Annotated in this window: 23 protein-coding genes and 1 tRNA gene; 15 read left to right on the top strand and 9 right to left on the bottom strand. The window is 35.9% G+C overall.

The features are described 5' to 3' along the window. Positions 1-11 precede the first annotated feature (11 nt). Entirely contained in the window at positions 12-395 is a 384-nt protein-coding gene (locus tag CES88_RS11885; protein WP_290734614.1) for a hypothetical protein, read from the bottom strand. Positions 396-560: 165 nt separating this feature from the next. Between CES88_RS11885 and CES88_RS11880 the strand changes: the two genes are divergently transcribed. Next, complete coding sequence (locus CES88_RS11880) at positions 561-1,037, top strand: hypothetical protein (RefSeq protein ID WP_290734612.1); 477 nt, start codon at positions 561-563, stop codon at positions 1,035-1,037. Positions 1,038-1,095: 58 nt separating this feature from the next. Here CES88_RS11880 and sucB read toward each other — a convergent pair whose 3' ends face one another. After that, the gene (gene sucB, locus CES88_RS11875; RefSeq protein ID WP_290734610.1) at positions 1,096-2,700 is read right to left on the bottom strand and encodes a 2-oxoglutarate dehydrogenase, E2 component, dihydrolipoamide succinyltransferase; all 1,605 of its coding nucleotides are present in this window, start codon (positions 2,698-2,700) and stop codon (positions 1,096-1,098) included. Positions 2,701-2,736: 36 nt separating this feature from the next. Then, the gene (gene lpdA, locus CES88_RS11870) at positions 2,737-4,125 is read right to left on the bottom strand and encodes a dihydrolipoyl dehydrogenase (RefSeq protein WP_290734609.1); all 1,389 of its coding nucleotides are present in this window, start codon (positions 4,123-4,125) and stop codon (positions 2,737-2,739) included. A 170-nt stretch (positions 4,126-4,295) separates the two neighbouring features. On the opposite strand from lpdA, the gene CES88_RS11865 reads away from it, so the two are divergent. From CES88_RS11865 to recJ, 13 genes are all read left to right on the top strand, one after another. Then, on the top strand, positions 4,296-5,183 hold the full coding sequence (locus CES88_RS11865) for an exonuclease domain-containing protein (protein WP_290734607.1): 888 nt from the start codon (positions 4,296-4,298) through the stop codon (positions 5,181-5,183). Next, positions 5,180-5,410, top strand: coding sequence for a hypothetical protein (locus CES88_RS11860; protein WP_290734605.1), 231 nt, complete (start codon positions 5,180-5,182; stop codon positions 5,408-5,410). Before CES88_RS11865 ends, CES88_RS11860 begins: the two co-directional genes overlap by 4 nt. Continuing rightward, entirely contained in the window at positions 5,410-6,432 is a 1,023-nt protein-coding gene (locus tag CES88_RS11855; protein ID WP_290734603.1) for a KamA family radical SAM protein, read from the top strand. Before CES88_RS11860 ends, CES88_RS11855 begins: the two co-directional genes overlap by 1 nt. Positions 6,433-6,473: 41 nt before the next feature. Next, positions 6,474-6,920, top strand: coding sequence for a hypothetical protein (locus tag CES88_RS11850; RefSeq protein WP_290734601.1), 447 nt, complete (start codon positions 6,474-6,476; stop codon positions 6,918-6,920). Further along, positions 6,917-8,239 (top strand): hypothetical protein, encoded by a 1,323-nt coding sequence (locus tag CES88_RS11845; protein WP_290734599.1) that lies wholly within the window; start codon positions 6,917-6,919, stop codon positions 8,237-8,239. Before CES88_RS11850 ends, CES88_RS11845 begins: the two co-directional genes overlap by 4 nt. Positions 8,240-8,293: 54 nt before the next feature. Next, positions 8,294-8,524 (top strand): hypothetical protein, encoded by a 231-nt coding sequence (locus CES88_RS11840; RefSeq protein WP_290734597.1) that lies wholly within the window; start codon positions 8,294-8,296, stop codon positions 8,522-8,524. Positions 8,525-8,543: 19 nt separating this feature from the next. Further along, positions 8,544-8,723 (top strand): hypothetical protein, encoded by a 180-nt coding sequence (locus tag CES88_RS11835; RefSeq protein ID WP_290734594.1) that lies wholly within the window; start codon positions 8,544-8,546, stop codon positions 8,721-8,723. Between the two features lie 63 nt (positions 8,724-8,786). Next, complete coding sequence (locus CES88_RS11830) at positions 8,787-9,173, top strand: response regulator (protein ID WP_290734592.1); 387 nt, start codon at positions 8,787-8,789, stop codon at positions 9,171-9,173. Between the two features lie 143 nt (positions 9,174-9,316). Further along, positions 9,317-9,619, top strand: a complete 303-nt coding sequence (locus CES88_RS11825) for a hypothetical protein (RefSeq protein WP_290734591.1) — start codon at positions 9,317-9,319, stop codon at positions 9,617-9,619. A 183-nt stretch (positions 9,620-9,802) separates the two neighbouring features. Then, complete coding sequence (locus tag CES88_RS11820; protein WP_290734589.1) at positions 9,803-10,777, top strand: hypothetical protein; 975 nt, start codon at positions 9,803-9,805, stop codon at positions 10,775-10,777. 198 nt (positions 10,778-10,975) lie between these two features. Next, the gene (locus tag CES88_RS11815) at positions 10,976-12,472 is read left to right on the top strand and encodes a hypothetical protein (protein WP_290734587.1); all 1,497 of its coding nucleotides are present in this window, start codon (positions 10,976-10,978) and stop codon (positions 12,470-12,472) included. A 202-nt stretch (positions 12,473-12,674) separates the two neighbouring features. Continuing rightward, positions 12,675-12,923, top strand: coding sequence for a hypothetical protein (locus tag CES88_RS11810; protein WP_290734585.1), 249 nt, complete (start codon positions 12,675-12,677; stop codon positions 12,921-12,923). 110 nt (positions 12,924-13,033) lie between these two features. Further along, positions 13,034-14,773, top strand: coding sequence for a single-stranded-DNA-specific exonuclease RecJ (recJ, locus tag CES88_RS11805; RefSeq protein ID WP_290734583.1), 1,740 nt, complete (start codon positions 13,034-13,036; stop codon positions 14,771-14,773). 30 nt (positions 14,774-14,803) lie between these two features. On the opposite strand, the gene CES88_RS11800 is transcribed toward recJ, so the two are convergent. The 6 genes from CES88_RS11800 to CES88_RS11775 form a co-directional block, all read right to left on the bottom strand. Then, a complete protein-coding gene (locus tag CES88_RS11800) occupies positions 14,804-15,340 on the bottom strand; it encodes a peptidylprolyl isomerase (RefSeq protein WP_290734581.1) in 537 nt (178 codons plus the stop codon). A gap of 14 nt (positions 15,341-15,354) precedes the next feature. Next, positions 15,355-16,107: a hypothetical protein gene (locus tag CES88_RS11795; protein ID WP_290734579.1), complete on the bottom strand. Its 753-nt coding sequence runs from the start codon at positions 16,105-16,107 to the stop codon at positions 15,355-15,357. A gap of 1 nt (position 16,108) precedes the next feature. Next, a complete protein-coding gene (locus CES88_RS11790) occupies positions 16,109-17,440 on the bottom strand; it encodes a hypothetical protein (RefSeq protein WP_290734577.1) in 1,332 nt (443 codons plus the stop codon). Positions 17,441-17,512: 72 nt separating this feature from the next. Then, positions 17,513-17,971 carry a PilZ domain-containing protein gene (locus CES88_RS11785; RefSeq protein ID WP_290734576.1) on the bottom strand — a complete coding sequence of 153 codons (459 nt, stop codon included), beginning with the start codon at positions 17,969-17,971 and terminating at the stop codon, positions 17,513-17,515. A 105-nt stretch (positions 17,972-18,076) separates the two neighbouring features. Continuing rightward, positions 18,077-19,033: a ribosome small subunit-dependent GTPase A gene (gene rsgA / locus CES88_RS11780; RefSeq protein WP_290734575.1), complete on the bottom strand. Its 957-nt coding sequence runs from the start codon at positions 19,031-19,033 to the stop codon at positions 18,077-18,079. After that, positions 19,030-20,370 carry an FAD-binding oxidoreductase gene (locus CES88_RS11775; protein ID WP_290734573.1) on the bottom strand — a complete coding sequence of 447 codons (1,341 nt, stop codon included), beginning with the start codon at positions 20,368-20,370 and terminating at the stop codon, positions 19,030-19,032. Before CES88_RS11775 ends, rsgA begins: the two co-directional genes overlap by 4 nt. Positions 20,371-20,518: 148 nt before the next feature. Here CES88_RS11775 and CES88_RS11770 point away from each other — a divergent pair. Further along, a tRNA-Arg gene (locus tag CES88_RS11770) sits at positions 20,519-20,595 on the top strand. Positions 20,596-20,609 lie beyond the last annotated feature (14 nt).

Genomic DNA, 20,609 nt, shown 5'->3' with positions numbered 1-20,609 from the left:
CATTTCTAGAATTATAGTAACCGACTACGCTTACAGCTCTTAATCGCTCTTGTTACTGAAAAATATCCACCATAATCATCTGTTAACTCGTAACTCACTTTAACTTCGTCTTCTTGATAGTGAGAATCACCAAAACTTAACTCACACTTAAGAAGTTCAATTTTATCATGAGCGCCTTGATAGTAAGCTCCATTCATTCTATAAGCAGCGTTCTTGATTTCTTCACAAGTTGTTTCAAAGTCTCCAAGAAAACAAAAAGTAGCCTGAGTAGCTTCTTCCTGAGAATTATAGTTAAAACTTGAGTCAGAGAAGCCAATAACTTGCTCTGGAGAGATTATTCTGGCTCCAGAGTTTAGAGAAAATATAAATACAAGAAATAATAGAGATTTGTACATGAGATATCCTTAGTTTTTTTCTCTTTTCTAGCATTGAAGGAATAGATGCAGAATATCTATTATAATTTTTTCATTCTTCTTATCTTTATTACACTGCTACTGATTCGTGCTTATTAAGCATGATACTAAATGCATAATTAAGAAAACAATAATGGAGAAATAAAAATGAAAGTACTTACTATCTTCGTAACTCTAATGAGTTCTACTTTTGCTCAAGATTATCAATATAAACTTATTAGTTCTGATACTACGGATTGCCCTCAAGAGATGCTACTCACAGAGAAAGAGAATCAAATAAGTTTAACATTATCAGATGTTATGGGAGCTTATTTCAATAAGGACTCTGCTGAAGGTGAAGTTGTAATTGAAAATATTAATGAAGGAGCTCAAGTACATAGAGATATGAATACTTCACATGGAACAAGAACAAAGACAAAGTATAATGCAGAAAGAAATAATAATAGAATTTTTGTCTCTAAAGAAATCAAATTCGGAAGACTTGGAGCGGCTAAATCTAAAAGTCAGCTACACTTAGAATTTACAGGAAGTCGTCTAGTCATTGATACTTACAGATCTTATAGTGAAAAGTTTGGTACTAGCTGGGAAAAAGAAAATTACTGTGCATACAGAGAAGTAGAATAATTATAATAAAAAAAGCCCTCAGAACGAGGGCTTTTTTATAGTAAACTTTAAATCTTAATTAGAATAATTGTGCCCAATCAGTAGTCTCAAGCGTATTGATTACGTGTCTTAAGAACTTAGAACCAACTTCTCCATCAATCAGTCTATGATCATAAGTGTGAGTTGCGTACATCATCTGGCGAATTGCAATCGCATCATCTTCAGTAACAATTGGACGCTTTTTCATTGTACCTACACAAAAGATTGCTAATTGAGGCTGAAGAATTACTGGTGTTGCAGCAAGAATTCCAAATGAACCGTTATTAGTAAAAGTATAAGTACCTCCACTCATATCATCCATTGTAAGCTTCTTTGCTCTTGCCTTTTGAACAAGTTCATCTAACTTTCTAGCAATTCCTCTAATATTAAGATTATCAGCACCTTTAATTACTGGAACAACTAGACCGTTCCCCGGAACTGCTACTGCACAACCTAGATTAACGTCTTTCTTGTAAACAATATTGTCACCATCTATAGATGCATTAACAACAGGGAATTCTTTAAGCGCTTGTACAAGTGCGTAGAGAATAAAGTGAGTATAAGTAAGGGAGAAGCCCTCTTGTTTTTTGAATTCATTTTTAAAGCCTTCTCTAAACTTAAAGATATTTGTCATATCTGTTTCATCAATTGAATTCACGTGTGGTGAAGTCATCTTCGAAGCGATCATATTCTTAGCGATTGCTTTTCTCATATTGTCCATTGGAACAATTTCAACTCTATCAGTTGAAGAGAATGCTGGAACAGAAGATTTTACAGGAGCCGCAGGAGCACTCGCTGCTGCAGGTCTTGCTGCTGGTGCAGATCCTCTATTATTTAAGAAATTCATGAAGTCAGCTTTATTAACTCTTCCAGCTGCTCCACTTCCAGAGATATTTGCTAATTCTGAAAGCGCAACACCATGCTTAGTAGCAAGTGCCTTAACGAGAGGAGTATAGAATCTTCTCTCTCCTGAGTTTGTACTCGCTGCTGGAGCTTGAGTTGTCGCCGCAGGTGTTGAAGTTGCTTGTGCAGGAGTTGATGTCGCTGCTGCTCCACTCTGTCCAAATGGAACATCTAAGTTTTGCTCAATAGAAGCAATCTTAATCCCAACATCAATAGTCTCACCTTCAGCGAAGAGAACTTCTTCCACTCTTCCTGCTACAGGAGAAGGAATTTCAGACTCTACTTTGTCAGTAGAAATCTCTAAGAGAATTTCGTCAATTTCAACCATATCACCTGGTTGCTTATGCCACTTAGTAATCGTTCCGTTTGTAATAGACTCACCCATTTGTGGCATTACAACGTCCATTCTTTCACTACCTGCAACAGGCGTTGCTGACACAGAAGATGCAGGAGCTCCCGCTGGTGCAGAAGCAGCCGGAGCTGATCCACCAACAGTTGCATTAGCATCATCATCAATAACAGCGATTAGAATTCCTACGTCAATCGTATCTCCCTCTGGGTAGATAACTTCGACAACTTTTCCAGCGATTGGAGAAGGGATTTCTGATTCAACTTTATCTGTAGAGATCTCTAAAAGAATCTCGTCAATTTCAACCATATCTCCTGGTTGTTTATGCCACTTAGTGATCGTTCCGTTTGTGATCGACTCACCCATTTGTGGCATTACGATTTCGTGTCTCATATATGTCTCCTATTCTTTATTAACTTAATTAAAACCTTAGAAGTTTAAACTTCTACCCTTAGCATTTAGTACAGACTCAGCTAAGAATTCTCCAAGAGTTGGGTGTGGATGAACTGTAGCGAACATCTCTTCATCAATCCCTTCCATTTGTCTAAATAGAACATACTCATGAATAAGTTCAGTCGCCTGAGTTCCAACAATATGAGCACCAAGCATTTCTCCGTCTTCACCCATAAGAGTTTTAACAAATCCTGCGGTCTCATTTGAGGCCATAGCTTTTCCGTTTGCTTGGAAAGGAATTTTACCAACCGAAAATTTAATCCCTTTTTCTTTAAGAGCTCTCTCAGTGTAACCAACTGAAGCCACCTGAGGCTGACAGTAAGTACAACCAGCAATATTCATCGCATCGATTGCGTGAGGGTGAAGTCCTGAAATGTGTTCTGCCGCGACAACACCTTCGTGAGAAGCTGCGTGTGCAAGAAGAGGTGGTCCAGCAAGATCACCAATTGCGTAAACATTTGGAGCGCTTGTTTGATACATATTGTTTACAGAAACAAAACCTCTATCTGTTTTAATTCCAGCGGCCTCTAGACCGATACCATCAATATTTCCTGTCATACCAACAGCGATAAGACCCATCTCAAACTTATAATCAACAGTCTTACCATTCTCTACAGCAGTGATTGTTACATCATTTCCATTATTCTTAGCAGAAACTTTTTCAACTCCAAGAGAGAGTTTGATTCCATATTTCTTATACGCTTTTTCAACTTCTTTAGAAGAATCAGTATCTTCAATTGGAAGAAGATTCTTTTGAAGTTCAAAAATATGAACATCTACTCCAAAAGCATTCCAAAAGTAGGCAAATTCAACACCAATTGCACCAGCACCAATGATACCGATAGACTTTGGTAATTTCTCCATCTTAATAGCTTCCCAAGCTCCAATAAGTCTCTTCCCATCGTGCTCAAGCCCTGGAAAGCTTCTATAATGAGCACCAGTTGCTAGAATAATATTTGTCGCTTTAATTGTTTCGGTGTGACCTTTCTTAGACTTAACTTCAATCGTTGTCTTGTCTTTAAGAATAGCTTTACCTTCAATAGAAGTAATCTTGTTCTTCTTCATTAAGAACTCAACACCTTTTGAGATTTTATCACTTATACCTTTTGCTCTTTTAACAGCTTGTCCACCGTCTAAAGATTTTAACTCAACGTTGATACCAAGGTCTTTCATGTCAGCTATTTCGTGAACAGAGTGAGCAGACTTAAGAACTGCTTTAGTTGGAATACATCCACGGTTTAGACAAACTCCACCAAACTTATCCATTTCAACAATCGCAACATTCTTTCCAAGTTGTGAAGCACGAATTGCGGCAACATATCCACCTGGCCCAGCTCCAATAACAACAACATCAAAACTCTTCATATATTTGTATCCTTCAGTGTTTTAAGATATATGACTACTCGACTAAGAGTTGAAAATATCAGCAAATAAAAGTTCATGTTTAATATCAATACTTTGTGAATTTGGCCATGAAAAGTGTCACTCAAAGTGATCTCCATGACTTAAGAAATAACGCGTGACTAAGGGTGAAAATGGCATACTTTACGCAGGAAGAGAGAGAAATTCTACTAAGATCATTCCCCAATGGAATTGTCGCTCTCGACCTAGAGACCACTGGGCTCTCACCCCTTATTGATAAGGTGATAGAGCTTTCCGCCATTAAGGTGACGCCTTACGGCGAAGAAGTTTTTGACGAGCTTATTGACCCACAAATAGATATCCCTCAATTTACAATTGATATTCATGGCATCACAAACGACATGGTGCAAGGAAAGAGAACTTTAGACAAAGTTCTACCAGAGTTCATAAATTTTATTGGAAGTCTTCCTCTCGTTGCTCACAATGCAAAATTTGACTTAGGCTTCCTAGTTTTTGGAATGCACCAAAATAAACTCCCGCTTGGCGAATCTCATATCTATTGCTCTTGTAAATTTTCGAGGTTTTCTCTCAGAGGATGCTCCAACTTTAAGTTAGCAACTTTAACTAAGGAATTAGAAATTCCTCTTGAAAACCACCACCGTGCTTTAGATGATGCCATCGCCTGTTTAAAAGTTTTTGAAAGAGGACTGAGAGTTTTTAAAAAACCAGATAGAAAAATTTTAAACGAAGCTTATCTTTTTAAAGTGAAAGACTTCTCTAAACAAGAAGATTTTGAAATTCCTAAAAAATTAAAACCTTTACAAGACAAAGTAAAAGATCAAGAAATGATCGAGATCAAATACCGAGGCGGAAGCTTAAAGAATCAATTTAGGCCAGTGCGCCCTATAAGCTTTCTTCCTATGCCACAAGGAAATATGCTCTACGCCCACTGCCTTGTTAGCAATATGTATAAATCATTTTCTTTAAAGAAAATTATAGAACTAAGAGAACTTAGTGCTGATGAAAAGAAAGTCTTAAAAGAAAAAATGGAAAAGAAATGAGCTATATAACAAAGAAGAATTTAAATTTAAGAATTCAACAATTAATCATCCTCATCTTACACTTAGTACTACTTCGCTGGATTTGGTATACACTAAACAATTCTGGCGCAATGGATACGCAAACTGTTCTTATTCATTTTACAGGTATTGCCACCATGGGTGCTCTCTTAATCTTTGGTTGTGCCAAATGGGCCCGAAGAAGATATGTAAAAGGACTTGATGACTAATGGAGAGCTGGCAGGAGGAATTCAAGCAATCTATTAAATCTCATGAAGCCCTTGAGTCTTTCTTTAATAAGTCTTTTCCAAAGACAGGCTATCCAATTCTCATACCAAGATCTCTCGCCCAAAGAATAAGAGAAAAGGGATTAGACTCACCTCTTGGAAGACAATTTCTCCCCACACATGAAGAAACCAGCACCGAAGGGCTTATTGATCCTATAGGAGACCATCATCAGTCGCCAATCTCTCAAATTGTTCATAGATATAAAAATAGAATTCTCTTCTTCCCCACTCAAGTGTGCCCAGTTATTTGTCGCTATTGCTTTAGAAAGAATGAACTCAGTACCAATGACGAACTCTTTAAATCAAATTTTGAGAAGGTTCTCTCTTATATAAGAGAGCATGAAGAAATTGAAGAAATTATCTTCAGCGGAGGTGATCCTCTAATTCTTAGCGATGAAAAAATTCAAAGCTATCTTACAAAGTTCAGCAAGATTTCACATATAAAGTATATTCGCTTTCACACCAGAACTCCGATTATTCTTCCAAGTAGGATTACTGAAACCTTCTGCGATATGATCAAAGAATTTAAAACGAAATTTCAACAAATTCATTTAGTGGTTCATGCAAATCACAGAGATGAATTTACAGAGGAAAACAGAGAAGCAATTAAGAAACTTAGAAACCATGGTATTAATCTCCTCTCGCAAAGTGTTCTCCTAAAAGATATTAACAATTCAAAAGAAGACCTACTCGCACTCATTAACGAATTTATTAAATTAGACATTCGTCCCTACTATCTTCACCACCCTGATCAAGTAAGAGGCGGACTTCACTTCATGCTTTCTCTTGAAGAAGGGAGAAAGATTTACTCCACTTTACGAGACGAGCTCCCCGGATGGGCCATGCCAAATTACATCATCGATATTCCTGGAGGAGAGGGTAAGGTAAATGCTTATAATCCCGAAACATACCACTTTAGTGGTCACTTATTAAGTAAAAACGGTACTAAAGTTCCATATTTATAGGCAATTTGTCTCAAATTGGTTTTCCATCTAAAATAGAAGGCATGAATGATCGCGCTGCTAAAAAAAACCTTATAAGCGATTCTCTAAATTTCGAACAATACCAAGAACTAAGTCATGACTTAGTTCTTAGAAATGATACGTCAGGCGTATCCTACTTAGAGAGTCAATTAATCAATATCACAGAACTCCGTGAAGATTCTGTATGTATTACTTTGCCTAAAAATATCTGCCAATCAGGCCACAACCTGACTCTCGCAATTTTTCTAGGTCGTCTAAAAAAGAAGCTGCAAAAATTCCCACCTCCAGAATCTATTGAGTCCATTACCTTAATTGGAAAAGTTATAGACCTAAGTCAAGTGGATGAAGATCAAGTTTTAATTGAGGTTAAATTCTCTCAATATAAGACCAATGAATGGAAATCAATAATCACAAAATATATAGAGCAGCAGGATAAAATAACCTCTTTAGTTGAAGAGGTGAAGAAATGATCTTTGATGATATGAACCCAAAGAGAGTCGAAGCAATTCAGTCCTACTTAGAAAATAAGAAGGTTCTAATTGCAGAAACAAAGAAAACGACTCGTACAACACTTAAGAAAATCCTCTCTACCTTTGGTATTAAAGTTCAGCATATTTTTATTGCTGATAATAATTCCGATGCCTGTGAAATTATCAACGATCTAAAAATTGATATCGTATTTGCAGGCTTTGAAGTTCAAGACCAAAAAGGAATTGATATTCTAAAGACCCATTTAAATATTTTCCCAAATAGACAAGATGCTATTTTCTCTCTCATATCTGGACCAAATAGTATCGCTTCTTCATGCTTGATACTAGATACAGAAGCGGATGATTATATCGCAGAGCCCTTTACAGCAAAATCAATTGCCGAAAGTTTACTAAAAACAATTGAAAGAAAAATGAATGCGACTCCATTTATAAAGTCTTATCATTCAATAAAAGAAGCTATCTTTTTAAATGATTTAGAAAGGGCCAAAAAAGAATTAGCTCCCTTAGCTGAAGGGTTCGATAATTTAGATGAGATTTTCTATCTAGATGCAAGAATTCATCAAGAAGAAGGTAATCTAGAAGAAGCTCTAAAGCTATATGAACAATCCCTTGAAGTAAATCATGCCCACTACCACTCTTTAAAAGCATTAGCTGAAGAATATTCAAACATAAAGATGTGGAAGAAAGCTTACACACATACAATAAAGTTACTTAAGCACTATCCAATAAACCCGGATAATCTACCAAGTCTGATACGCTTATCAATTGCGAACCACCAATATGAAGACTTAATTAAGTATGCAGAATTTTTTAGAAGCTTAGAAGTTCAATCCCCTTCAATTAAAACAAATATAGCGGCTAGCCTTGTTATTTGTAGTAAATTCTTCTTACGAAATGGAGAAAGACAAAAAGGAATTAAAACTTTACTTGAGGCAGTTAAATGTTCCTCCGGGAAACTTTCTATTTTAGAGAATATTATCTCTACTTTCATTGAACATAAGGAAGTAAAACTAGGCTTTGAAGTTCTAAGACAATTTGAATCTCTCCACGGGGAAAACCCTCTCTACAAGAGTTTAGAAATTGAAATTGATTACTGTAATAAAGATATTAATAGTGTACTTAAGAAAGGTATTCCCCTCGCGGAATCTGGTGTTGCCAATATCAAAGTTTATGAGGCAGTCATTCTAAGCTCAATAAAAGCGCAAAGAAAGACAAATTCAATTATTCACCTAATTGATAAAGCTGTCGCAAAATTTCCAGACTCATCTAAACATTTCCAATCAATGTTTAAGGAATAAAGAGTTTAATCTATCTTAATTTACAATTCGATAATTGATTCATAGAATTACTCTATGAAAAATCTAAGCATTAACGAATTATCTGAACAACTCTCTCACCCACAAGGTGAGAAAGGCATTGAAATTGCCAAGCAGATGAGTGAGAGTAATCTCTCCATGATCCTCTCTTCGTTTAAGGAACTTCAAATATTAAATAAGGAAAGAATTCTTGAACTAGGCCATGGAAACGCCTCTTATCTCAGAAATCCATCGAACCTTAAAACCGAAAAGTCTTGTTACAATTAGTTTTGCAGAAAAAAGTTTCATGGAGAAACTTCCCTTCACTCAAGAAAACTTTAATCTCTATGACGTATCTCAGGTGCACTCACTCTTTTCACACTCATTTAAACTAATTAATTCTCATGAACAAAGAGAGAATGTCGTAAGTAAGAACGGAGATAATGTAGAAAGAGTTTTCTATACCTTAACGTTTCAGTCCATTTGATAGAAAAGGAATGATCTCCCACCCCTTGCCTTAGGTTAATATTTGACGTTATATTGGTGAGATATGAAAAAGACTGAAATATTAATGGTCGATGGTGATCCTGACAGAAGAAATAACTTTGCATTGAGACTCAGAGCTCAAGGACACCAAGTCGAACTCTCTCTTGAAGGTTTTCAAACTATTCATCTTCTTGAAAAGAACTCATACGCAGCCCTGATCATCTTCGGAAATTTAGCCGATATGCCTGGCCTAGAGATTTTAAGCTTGGCCCGAATCTCAAATACAAAGACTGAGCTTCCAATTATTTTCATTTCTAATGGTACTGATCAAGAAGAAGTTCTTAACGCATTTGAGTATGGGGCGAATGATATTATCGTCTATTCAGAAAAATGCTTTGCCTCTTTGATTGAAAAATTAAAGAAGTATATAACCATAAAAAAGCCTAAATAACTGAAATCTTTATAACTATTCAACTCTCATTCCCTCTCATAAATCAACACTAGACGCTACGCGTTTATACTTTCTTCATGTGATTTTACATTCTGCGACAAAAAAGTTAGAAATGGAAAAAATTAAAGACATGGAGATTAGCAGTGAAAAAATTAGTTCTAGTTGCACTTTTACTTACAAGTACATCTTACGCTCAATACGAGTCATCTAATATTGATTTTGATATGCCAATTGATATAGATGGAAGCTACTCTGCTCCAACAAAAGGAAAGCAATTAACTTCTGCTCAAAGATTAAAACTTTTTAGAGAGCAACTTGAAAAAAGAAATGAGCTAATGGTTAAGAAGAAAATTGAAACTCTAAGATATAAGCAAGAATTAGAGATGATGAAGAAGATCCAAAATGCTTTTAATCAATCAATGCAGAATATGAATAATATTCAATAATCTTTCGGGCCGTAATTATTCGGCCCTTTTTTTGTTCACTTTCTTTACACACTCTTTCTATTTTATACACATTCACAATTACATTTTTTATTCTTTCATACACTTAGATTAATTTTATTCTGGCCCGCTTTTTGTAATGTATCTCAGAGAGATATTTTATTTTTTAGAAATAGGGAGATTATAATGAAAAAGCCAATACTATTTGGGTTCGCAACACTTTGCGTACTCAGTACACCAAATCTCGTTGATCAATTTAGTTACGAAACACCAAAGAGTGTTTACAGAACAATTGCTTCTAGTGAAGAAATTATTATAAAAGATAGAACTGAAAACTTTGATAAAGAACACCTAGAGTCCTTTATTGATGGGACAAGAGAAGATCTTAATAAATTAATAGCAAAGAGAGAAAGTGCTATAAAAGCACTAGATTCAGATAAGCCCGAAATCTTTGAAGAAGAGAAAGAAAAACTTCTGTCTGACATGAAGAATATTCAAGATGGACTGAAGTCTATTAAGAAACAAATAACTTCAGTGGAAGAGAAAATTGAAGATAAAGAAAATGAGTCCATTATAAAGCTTAAGTCCGACATGGCGAGTAACGAGGAAATCATTACCAATCTAAGCAAGAGAATCACTGAAATAAAGGCTGTCGTACGCGATGTGACGGCCTGTGAATTTAGAAACGAAATTGATGAACTTTCTGCGCAAATAAAAGACCTATTAAAGGATAAGGAAGAGGCCGTAGCAAAGGTCGATAAGAAAGAAAAAGATAATAAAGACGATCTAAAAGAAGAAAGAGAAGATGAAGATAAGCTAGCTTCAAAAGAAGAAAATGTGCCGAATCGATTCCAACAAATACTTTCCATGGGTATGATTTTTGGACAAGGCTTTCAAACGTCTTTTCAGATGCCTGGGATTGGATACTTTTCGAACCCATTTATGAACTACAATCCATTGATGAGTTTCAATAGTAATAATTCGTCATGGCTAAACTTTATGCAACAAGACTTCTCAGGAGCAAGACAAATGATGAACCACTCATCAAAAAGGCTCGGAGAAACAAGATCATTTAACAATGTTGCTGGTCATACACCACAACCTTTTATACCTAACTTTAATAGAACAAGTATTGAAGCTGAGGCTTTCAGTATTAACTAATATCTCTCCCCCCCTATTTCTAAAGGACCTAGGCATTAAAACCTAGGTCCTTTTGAATATTTTTTACACACTGTCTAAACTTTAGACAGACATTCTTCAATAAATTTAACCTCTTACAGATACACATTTTGGCATATTTCTTGGATATATAACTATATCTACACTTTAGTTTAAGAATATTTATCTGGGAGAGATAATATGAAAAAGCCAATGATGAAATCACTTATTGCCTTAAGTATGTTTAGTGCAACTTTTGGAGCAGTAAAAATCTATCAAACAATTAACTACTCTAATACAAGGTCTGTAGCCTCTGTAGAAAATCCTATCATTGCAGAATACGTTTCTGCACAATATATCAAAGAACAAAAAATCAGAATGGAAGAAGTTACCATTGAAATGAAGAATGCAAATGGCGATATGATAAAAGTAACAAAGAAACTCGTTGAAATTGAAACAAAGCTTTCATCTCAAATGAAGAAAGGTGTTGCATACGCTAATATTGGAAAAATAAATGAATTAAAAAATGCGTTAGCAAATGCTAAAAGTGAAAAAATTGCTGCTGAAAGAAAAATGGAATCATTAAAAGTTAAGCACAAAGAAGCTATCGGTGGTTTAACAAAAATAAATAAGAAACTTGCTGAAGAAATTTTCAAAGCAGATGATGCTAAGAAAGCGCTATCGAAGAAAATTGCAGCTCTTGAATCATCAGGGAAAGCCAACTCAGAAGAAATTGCAAAACTTAGATCAAACTTAGAAGAGAAAAATCAAAAGTCTAAGAGTTTAAACTTAGCTCTTAACGACCTCTCTGCTCAAGTTGATGCTAAGAATATTGCTCTAGCACAAGCCGTTAGTGCTAATGACGATCTTAACAAAAGTATTGAAGGACTAAATCTTTCAATCGAGAAGTTAAACGAATCTATAAGTGAGAAAGATCAAAAGATAGTTGAATTAGACACTTCTCTAATTTCACTCCAACAAGATCATAGTGACCTAACTCTTGCTAAGGAAGAGCTCGACAAACAAATGGAAGAACTTGCAATGATCTCTCAATTACAAGAAGACGAACTTGCAAGAAAAGAAGTTGAGCTTCTTGCAAAGGATGAAGAAATTTCTAAAAAAATAGAAGATATTGAGTTAAAAGATGGTTTTATTGCAGAAAAGGATAATACTATTTCTTGCCAGCAAGAAGAAATCAAAGTGAACACAGATAAAATCTCTGAATTACAAGCTTTGATCAATGATAGTACAAAAGTAATCAAAGAATCTAAAGACGCAATAAAAACTCTTAAAGAAGAAAAAGAAGAGAGAATTGAAAAGATTGCAAAACTAGAGAAAGAAAATAAGGCCTTCGTAAAAGAAAAGAAAGAATTTGATTCTGTTATCCAAATGATGATGGCAAACTTTATGAGACTTCCTCAAATGTTTGCAGGAATGATGAATCAAAACCAGATGAGTTACGCACCAAATATGCTAACTAATCCACTAACTGGATATGGACAACAATTTCCACAACAAAACTTTGGTTTCGGTGGAACAGGAATGAGAATGCAAGACCCATACGCAGCGCCACAATATGTAACAAATAACTATTACCAACAAGAAAGACCATATGGTGGATTCAGTAACGACTACTCTATTAGAGATATGTTCCAGCCTGAATCATCTAGAAACCCAAGTGGATACTACAGTTTCTAATAAAAACAAAAAGATAAAAAAGGGGACCAAATTGGTCCCTTTTTTATTTCTAAAGTTGACTCTTTTTAGCCGGCACTTTTTTCCACTTTTATCTAAATATTTCCTTAATATTCACGATTAGTTTATTAGCAACTCAATGGATGAGGGCGTAAAAGAATATCAAGGATAGATGTTACTACGTGTGTACTTATGAGGAGTAACAATGAAAGCGGAAATCAGATCAAGAAAAGTAACAGAGAAAGTAATTATTAAAAAGTGCCACTGTTGCGGACATTTACTTGAGACGGCTAGAGAAGCTAGCAAGTGTCCTTCTTGTAAGAAATCATTTCTTCCTACGAACTACTTCGGTAAAGTTCATGCGAAGAATTCAGAAGAGTTTAAAAACCTTTTTCTAGGTTCTGATGAACTCCATGAAGATGATCTCATTAAGGGAATTCAAGTAATTTGGTAGAAAATATGGGCCTCATTTGGCCCTTTTTCTTTTAGTTTTCACCTATACTCAATCTCTTAACGCACCCCTAATCACAAGTCATTCCATTCACGCTATGCTAGTATTTCTAAATGCAAACTACACACACTACACATGTTACTAATTCACAAAAACCACAGATGCAGCCTAGCTTCCATCCTGTTATTCAACGTATCTTTGACAAAAGAGATATGGGTCCAAAAGAGATAACAGAATTTCTATCATGGGATTTAAAGGCCATGCCTTCTCTTACTTCTATGAAAGACTTAGATATTTCATCTAAGAGAGTTATAGAGGCCATGGATAACGGCGAGAAAATTGCCATCTACGGAGACTACGATGTTGATGGAACAACATCTTGTGCGCTTCTTTATCACTTCTTTAAAATGATTGATGTCGAAGTAGGTCTTATTCAGCCAAGCCGATTTATTGAAGGCTACGGAATACATCCTCCTTCAGTTGATAAGGCCCACGAAGATGGTTATAAAGTAATGATCACAGTCGACTGCGGAATCACAAATAATGAAGCTGCAGATAGGGCTAAAGAAATTGGTATTGATTTAATTATTACCGATCATCATAAAGATGCAAGAGATGTCATGCCTGACGCCTTTGCCATCATAAATCCAAATAGAAGAGATGAGCCAGAAAACTCTGAACTAAGGGCCTTAGCAGGAGTTACTGTTGGATTCGCTCTTGCTGTTCAAATTAGAGAAGATCTAATAGCTAGAGGACAAGATATCCCTAGTCTCTACCCTCTTCTACAATTTGCGGCCATTGGAACCATTTGTGACTTAGCAAAATTAAACCCAACAAACTTAAAAATTGTAAGGCACGGATTAAAACAAATCCCTACAACTCAGTACCACGGAATTAAGGCCTTCTTCTCCCCTGAAGAGAGAAAGAGAGGCTTCGTTCCTTCTGAGAAGTTATCATTTAATATTGGCCCTCTTATTAATTCTAAGGGAAGACTAGATCACCCAGAAAAAGCACTTCAACTCTTAACGATTGAAGATGATAAGAAAGCTTTTGAATTCTACTCTCATCTAGAAATTTGTAATAAAGAAAGAAAATTCATACAAGCAGAAGTTTTTAATTCTGCGAAGGAGCAAGTACTTAAGAGCTTAGATGGAAAAGAGCATGTGGCCTCAATTGTCTACTCTGCCGATTGGCACGAAGGCGTCATTGGAATAGTTGCTTCTAAACTTGTTGAAACATTTAAAGTTCCTGCCATAGTTTTCACAAACTCAGAGCAGGATGGAATCATCAAAGCATCTGCTCGAAGCGCAGGAGACTTAAACCTCTTTGACTGTTTAGCTGAAAATTCTGAACTCTTTTTAAAGTTTGGTGGCCATAAAGCGGCAGCAGGGCTTTCCATGCCAAAAGAGAACTTAAGTGTCTTCAAGAAGAATATGCTTGAAACAATTTCTAAGGTTCCAGCTATTCAAAGAACTGTTCAAAATTACTTTGATGTTGAAATCGAACCTCATGAAATAAACCCAAAGCTTTTAAAAGAACTTGAGATGCTAGAGCCATTTGGAATGGGAAATCAGAAGCCACTATTTAAAATGAAGAATTTTAGACTTGATAGCTTTGACCTCTTAAAAGATGTCCATGTGAGATGGAATCTAAGCTCTAAGAAAGACCCTACTTGTAAGCTAAAAGGTATCAGCTTTAATTATATTGGAAAATGGGGAATCGCTCACCCTGAAGATCTTTATAATGCTCAAGAAAGAGATGATGATGAACTTACTGCTTACTTCACTCTTGGGGTAAATCACTTTAATGGAAATCAATATATTCAACTCATGATCGAGAGAATTGAGTCATAGAAAAAGGCCCTAGACGGGCCTTTTAATTTCTTATCTTTTTACAGTAACTTTTTCCATTACAACTTCATCAATAGGTCTATCCATTCCACCTGTTGGAGTTGTTCCAATTTTATGAATAACATCCATACCACTTGTAATTTTTCCAAAGACCGTGTGTCTTCCATTTAAGTGTGGAGTTGCTCCAAGAGTAATAAAGAATTGAGAACCATTTGTTCCAGGTCCAGCATTGGCCATAGAGAAAATACCTTCGCTGTCGTGCTTAAGTTCAGGAGTACACTCATCACCAAATTTATAACCTGGACCACCCATTCCGTTTCCGTCTGGACATCCACCTTGAATCATAAATCCAGAAATAACTCTGTGAAAAATAAGACCATCATAATAAGGTCCTTCTTTCTTTGTCTCTTGTCTTCCTTCGATTAGGTTAACAAAGTTCCATACTGTTTCTGGACACTCTTTTGCGTAAAGCTCTGCTTCAAACTCTCCAAGAGTTGTTTGAAAATTTACTGTTACTCTATCTAGATCTTCTTTATGATCTGATTTCTTTACTCCACCCATACCAAACATATCGTTCTCCTTGATTAAAACTTTCTAACTCTTACCTGCCCCTTAAACTCAAAAGGCTTATCTTTAGGGAGAAAGAGTTGTATTTTCTGGTTCTTATTAAATATTTTATTTAAATCTATAATTGGTACTGCAACGAGATTATTATTATGATCGAATGGATTTAAAAGCTCGTAGCTCATATATTTCGCTCCAGCAATCTTTAAGCCCATTTTCTCAATATATCCTCTTAACTCTCTTCTATTCATGCACAGAGAAACAAAGACAGGATGTCCTTCCTGGAAAGATTCACTTGCTAGGGCCTTCTTAACTCTTGCTAGCGATTTCTTATCTTCCAAAGCAATATCAACCCAAATAAGGTTTACAACTTTATATTTTGGCCTAGAAAAATTTCTAATTCCGGCCTTTATTTTATCTAGCACTGTATAGAAAATTTTCTCTTCATCTTTAAATGGAATATAGCTTGCTGAAGCTTGTTTCTTTCTCTCTTCAGAAAACTCATTGAACATCAATTGAAACTGAATGGCCTCTTCATAACTCAGAGAAAAACTATCTCTTAAGTTTTTAATATTTAAATATCTAACGGGAAAGTTTCGATGACAGCTTCCCGCAGATGAGAAGTTCGCCCAATTTGGAAGATCTGCCAAGAAGTACTGAATAACACCATTACCATCTTCGTACTCTCTCTCATTTCTTCTCTCATAATTTTTGAGAGTATAAGAAGAACAACTTGATAGAAGTAAGAATGTACATAGTAAAATATATTTCAAATTAAGCTCTGCTAAAAAAGTTCATAATTTCATTTTCAATACGAGGAATTTTCTTCAACCCATTTGAAAGAGAAGTCTTACCGGCTTCAACACCAGTCAAAGTAAAATAACCAGGTTCAGAATATGAAATACTTTCACCCTTTCCAATATTTTCAACCCTCAACCCATTAGCAATAGAATGATTGGCCCTATGACCTGTGCACACAAAAATAGCATCACATGAAAATGTTGAAATCTGCTCCCCTAGTCCGTCAGTTGATTTCCTAAAGGTTGAGGTCTCACAAGTTACAAATAGGCCTTCTCTATCTAGTAATTTATCTAGTGAAGTTACATTACTTGCAGTAATAATATTTAATTGGCACGAAGGCTCTTTAGGGGCGGCCTTTTTTGCTTTTATATGAGGTTCTAGTCCTCGCCACTCAAAAAGATCTTTCTCATAATCTCTTCTCGCCGTTTGTAATTTACTAAAGTACTTACTAACTACTTCTGTGGTCATAATACCAAGAGTGCTCTCTCTATTTCCCGCTAAGTAATTTTCAAATGGTCTATCTTCCGTTGTAACCAGTGAAACAACTCGACTTGAGTCTTCATCCAACCAAAGATCTAATTCACATAGAAGTAAAGCTGACAAATGTCCCGAGCCAACGATAGCAATATGCTTCGAACTCTTTGTAACTTCAGAGTAGCTACTCAAGCACTCTCGCCCATAGAAAGTTTTTGAAGTACTCGACAGTCTAGACTCATTCAAAGCGTAAGAATTAGAAGGTCCCATAGGGTAAGTAAATTCAAACGTTCCAGTAGAGTCGATAACTAGATCAAAATCTTCAAAAGATTCAACCGACTCACTTAAAGAAGCTAGAACATCTTCTCCTAGTTTTTCAAAAAGCTCTGGATTGCTCTCAACTTGATTTAAAATATTCTTCTTTGGGTCTGCAGAAAAAACAACTCTAAAAAGATCGTGTAATCTAGATTTACCTGGAACTTCCTCAGAGAGTGATAGAAAGCGCTTATGAACTCTCTCAACATTACCAGGCTTGATTATAATCGAATTACTTCCAAGGGAGACGAGAGGAGCGAAATAGCTTTTAAAATACTCCTCATTACTAGGTATCTCAGAGAGATCAACACTCAAACTAAGAGCTTCTCTTCCAACGGACGATGTGAGTTCTCCCCAAGTCTCTTCCATTGAAGTTTCGCTAGCAAATGAATTTACTCTCTTTGCCATTCCCCCAAGCTCTCCCCTAGAGAAGAGAGTGACGTGAGCACCTAATTTGTCAAAGTGTAGCGCTGCCTCTAAAGCGAGAGGACCACTGCCTAATATTGCTAATTTCATAGAAGATTTTCTATCACGAATGGAACATTCTTAAAAGAAAAGCCCCTTCGAAAGGGGCCTTATATAGTATTATTATCTGAAATAAACTTTTCGGTCGCCCTTATCTATGGCGGAATGCTCAGCGAAAGAGTACATGAATTCAATGAAACTCTTCATGGCCGTGAACGAAGGTAGTGATTGGTCAAATTCACACCCATATTGCATATACGTGTTTCCATCCCTACCAATATATTCACGTCCGTATTTAACATTAACAATTACAGGAACATAGCTTTCATTTGTAAAGTACATTCTCATAGAAATCTCTGTGTCTTGCTCAAACTTAGAGTCTCTACTCGCATTCCAAGGAATTTGAAAGAGGCACCCTTCATTGGAGATATCAACGAGATCTATTGGATAAATAACTCCGGACTGATCAATAACAGAATAGGCCCCAAGAAAGTTTTGAAATAGAATTCTTTCAAAATTTCTACGCTTTAATTCTACATTCTCTTTTCTCTTTTCAACAAAATCCAACACTTTATCAGTCATCTAGGTCTCCTAAAGATTTTTACATCAAGAGACTTATCGGAGTAATCGTTGAAAACTTAAGAGAATAAAGCAAAGAAATATCCATAACCTACTGTTTTCAGTAGACTAATATTTTCTCTGCCAAAATGGCTGTGCCGAAACTTCTTCATAAATACGAAGATAGGAATCCAATCTACTATGAATAAGCTCCCCCTCTTCAGATTCAGGAGAATACTTACTCCAAAAAACACAGCCTTTAGAATCTTCAAGATGCTCACAATTTGAGAACTTGCACTCCCCGGCGATCTCTTCTAAATCAGGAAATAAACTTAAGAGCTCTTCTGGATCAACGTCTTCTAATGAGAAAGATCTAATTCCTGGAGAATCAATGGTACAAAAACCATCAAGGTCAATAATTTCAGACCAAGTTGTTGTGTGGGACCCTTTTCCAACTCTCGCAATTACATTAGTTTTTAATTTATACTTTCCTTCAGAGAGAGTGTTAATTGTCTCACTCTTTCCCACTCCTGATTGACCAAGAAAAATAGAAGTTCTGTCATGAATTTCATTCTTCAAATCTTCATAACCTTTGGAAAGAAACCTCTGCTTGTAATCAGGATTAAGGGCCGATATCTCAAAACATTTTGCGCCAAGATTTTCAAGCCTTCTTTCTTCAAATAAAATATCAAAGTCGTCATCAAACTCATCCATTTTATTAAAAACAACAATGGGACGAATCCCCCACTGACTTGCTCTTGCTAAGAATCTATCGATAAAACCACGCTTAAATTTTGGTTTTGAAACTGATGTTAAGATAATTAAGAGATCACAATTAGATGCAGTAACCTTCTTTCTTTGCTCGCGAACGATTATTCTAAATATTTCACTTCCTCTCTCTTCAAGAGAAGTAATAATAATTTCATTTGTCTCTGGAATTTCTTCAAGTCCAACCCAATCTCCTACAACGAGAGTCTCGCCTTTCTTTAAGAGATTTCCAATAGCATTGGCCTTAACCATCTCGCCAGTCGATTCAACTTTACATTCAAATTGACGCTTATCAGATTTATAAATCCTAGCTCTCAACCAATACTCCTATTTAAATTTAAAAATCCCATTGGAAATAATATATTTTCTGGATCATGCTCATTCTTTATTTGGTCAAAGACAACATAGTGTAAAGGATCTAAGAAATCAGCAATAAACTTCTGCTTAATTAAGCCAATTCCATGCTCTGCAAATGGAGACCCACCAATACTCTTAACCTTTCTATACAACTCTTCCAATTTCTCTTGGCAAGTTTCGACCTTCGTTTGATCAGGTAAGAAGTTAAAGTGTAAGTGTGCATCTCCAAAATGACCAAAGAGGTTATAATCAATACCAAGTGTAGAAAGTTCTTTATAGATCTCTAAGAGTTCCGGAAACTTTTCAGGGGAAACTTGAACATCTGTCCCCTTCTTAACTACGCCCATTCTAGAATTACGCTCAAATGTAAATCTTGGAACATTCATTCTAAGCCTATGACTCTTCGCCGCAGGAACTTCAAACATATCTTCATCTGTGATTAATTCAAATTTTGAAATTAGGTCTTCATATACGCTTTCAAAGGCACTAGAGCGAACCTCTAAAAATATAAGATCACCAGACTCAATAATTCTCTCTTCCTCAGGAAGAACTGCCATCGAATTAGAATCTAGCAATTCACAAGAGAAAATTCGATCCCTAAAAGACTGCACCTTAGAAAAAATTTCTAAGTGCTTAGAGAAATTTTCCTCCCACTTTGGAAGTTTAATGAAAATAAAAGTTCTATCTTCTAGGACTGTTGTCTTTAAAATAGCTTTCGTAATAACTCCAAGCTGCCCTTCCGTTCCAGTCAGGAGGTCCGTCTCAACTTCCATTCGTGGAAAAGGCGCATTCTTAAAATCCTTAAAGGAATTATAACTTCTTTGATACTCTTCCAATTCTTTATTAATAGGTAACTTATTCTTAGAACTTAACGTGTGCACTTCGGCCTTAGAATTTAAATATTCAAGCGAAATAACCTGATCCCTCAGCGTTCCAAAACCAAAGCAGCGCTCACCAGTTGCCGAGGTTGCAAAGCCTGCAAGAATACAAGCAAGCTCCTCTGTGGGCGAGGTCATGATATCTCTGCCCTTTGAATGACAATACGCCTTCGCCTCTTGCCAAGTGACGGGACCTTCAATAGTGAGATTTCCCTCACCATCTAATTCCATATGTGTAGGTAACTCAGTGAGATTAACCATTGTGAATTCTAAGACCCCTAAATCTTCTAAATAGCTTTCGATATGATCGTAGGGAATCACTGTTGAAGTTTTAGAGCTGTGATAGAACGAAGGAGTTTTCGACTTCAAATGAGTCTCGAGCTCTTCTCTGCTTTTAGGGGATAATTTATTTAGTTTCATATATTCTCAATAAATGTTCACTTATCTTCTAGTATATTTTACAAGGAATTGGGTAACCTTTGTATTTTTAATTATTTAACATATCAAAGAATCTTGACAACTACCTCTTTTTACCTTAATTTAGGTCTCCAATCCAATGAAAATCAACGGTTCCGTAGCTCAGCTGGATAGAGCATTCGCCTTCTAAGCGAATGGTCGCAGGTTCGAATCCTGCCGGGACCGCCATTTTAAACTCCATG

Origin of the sequence: Halobacteriovorax sp. JY17 (genome assembly GCF_002753895.1) — a bacterium.
GTDB lineage: Bacteria > Bdellovibrionota > Bacteriovoracia > Bacteriovoracales > Bacteriovoracaceae > Halobacteriovorax.
The sequence above is the reverse complement of the archived record's forward strand: the minus strand, read 5'-3'. Positions and strand labels throughout refer to the sequence as shown.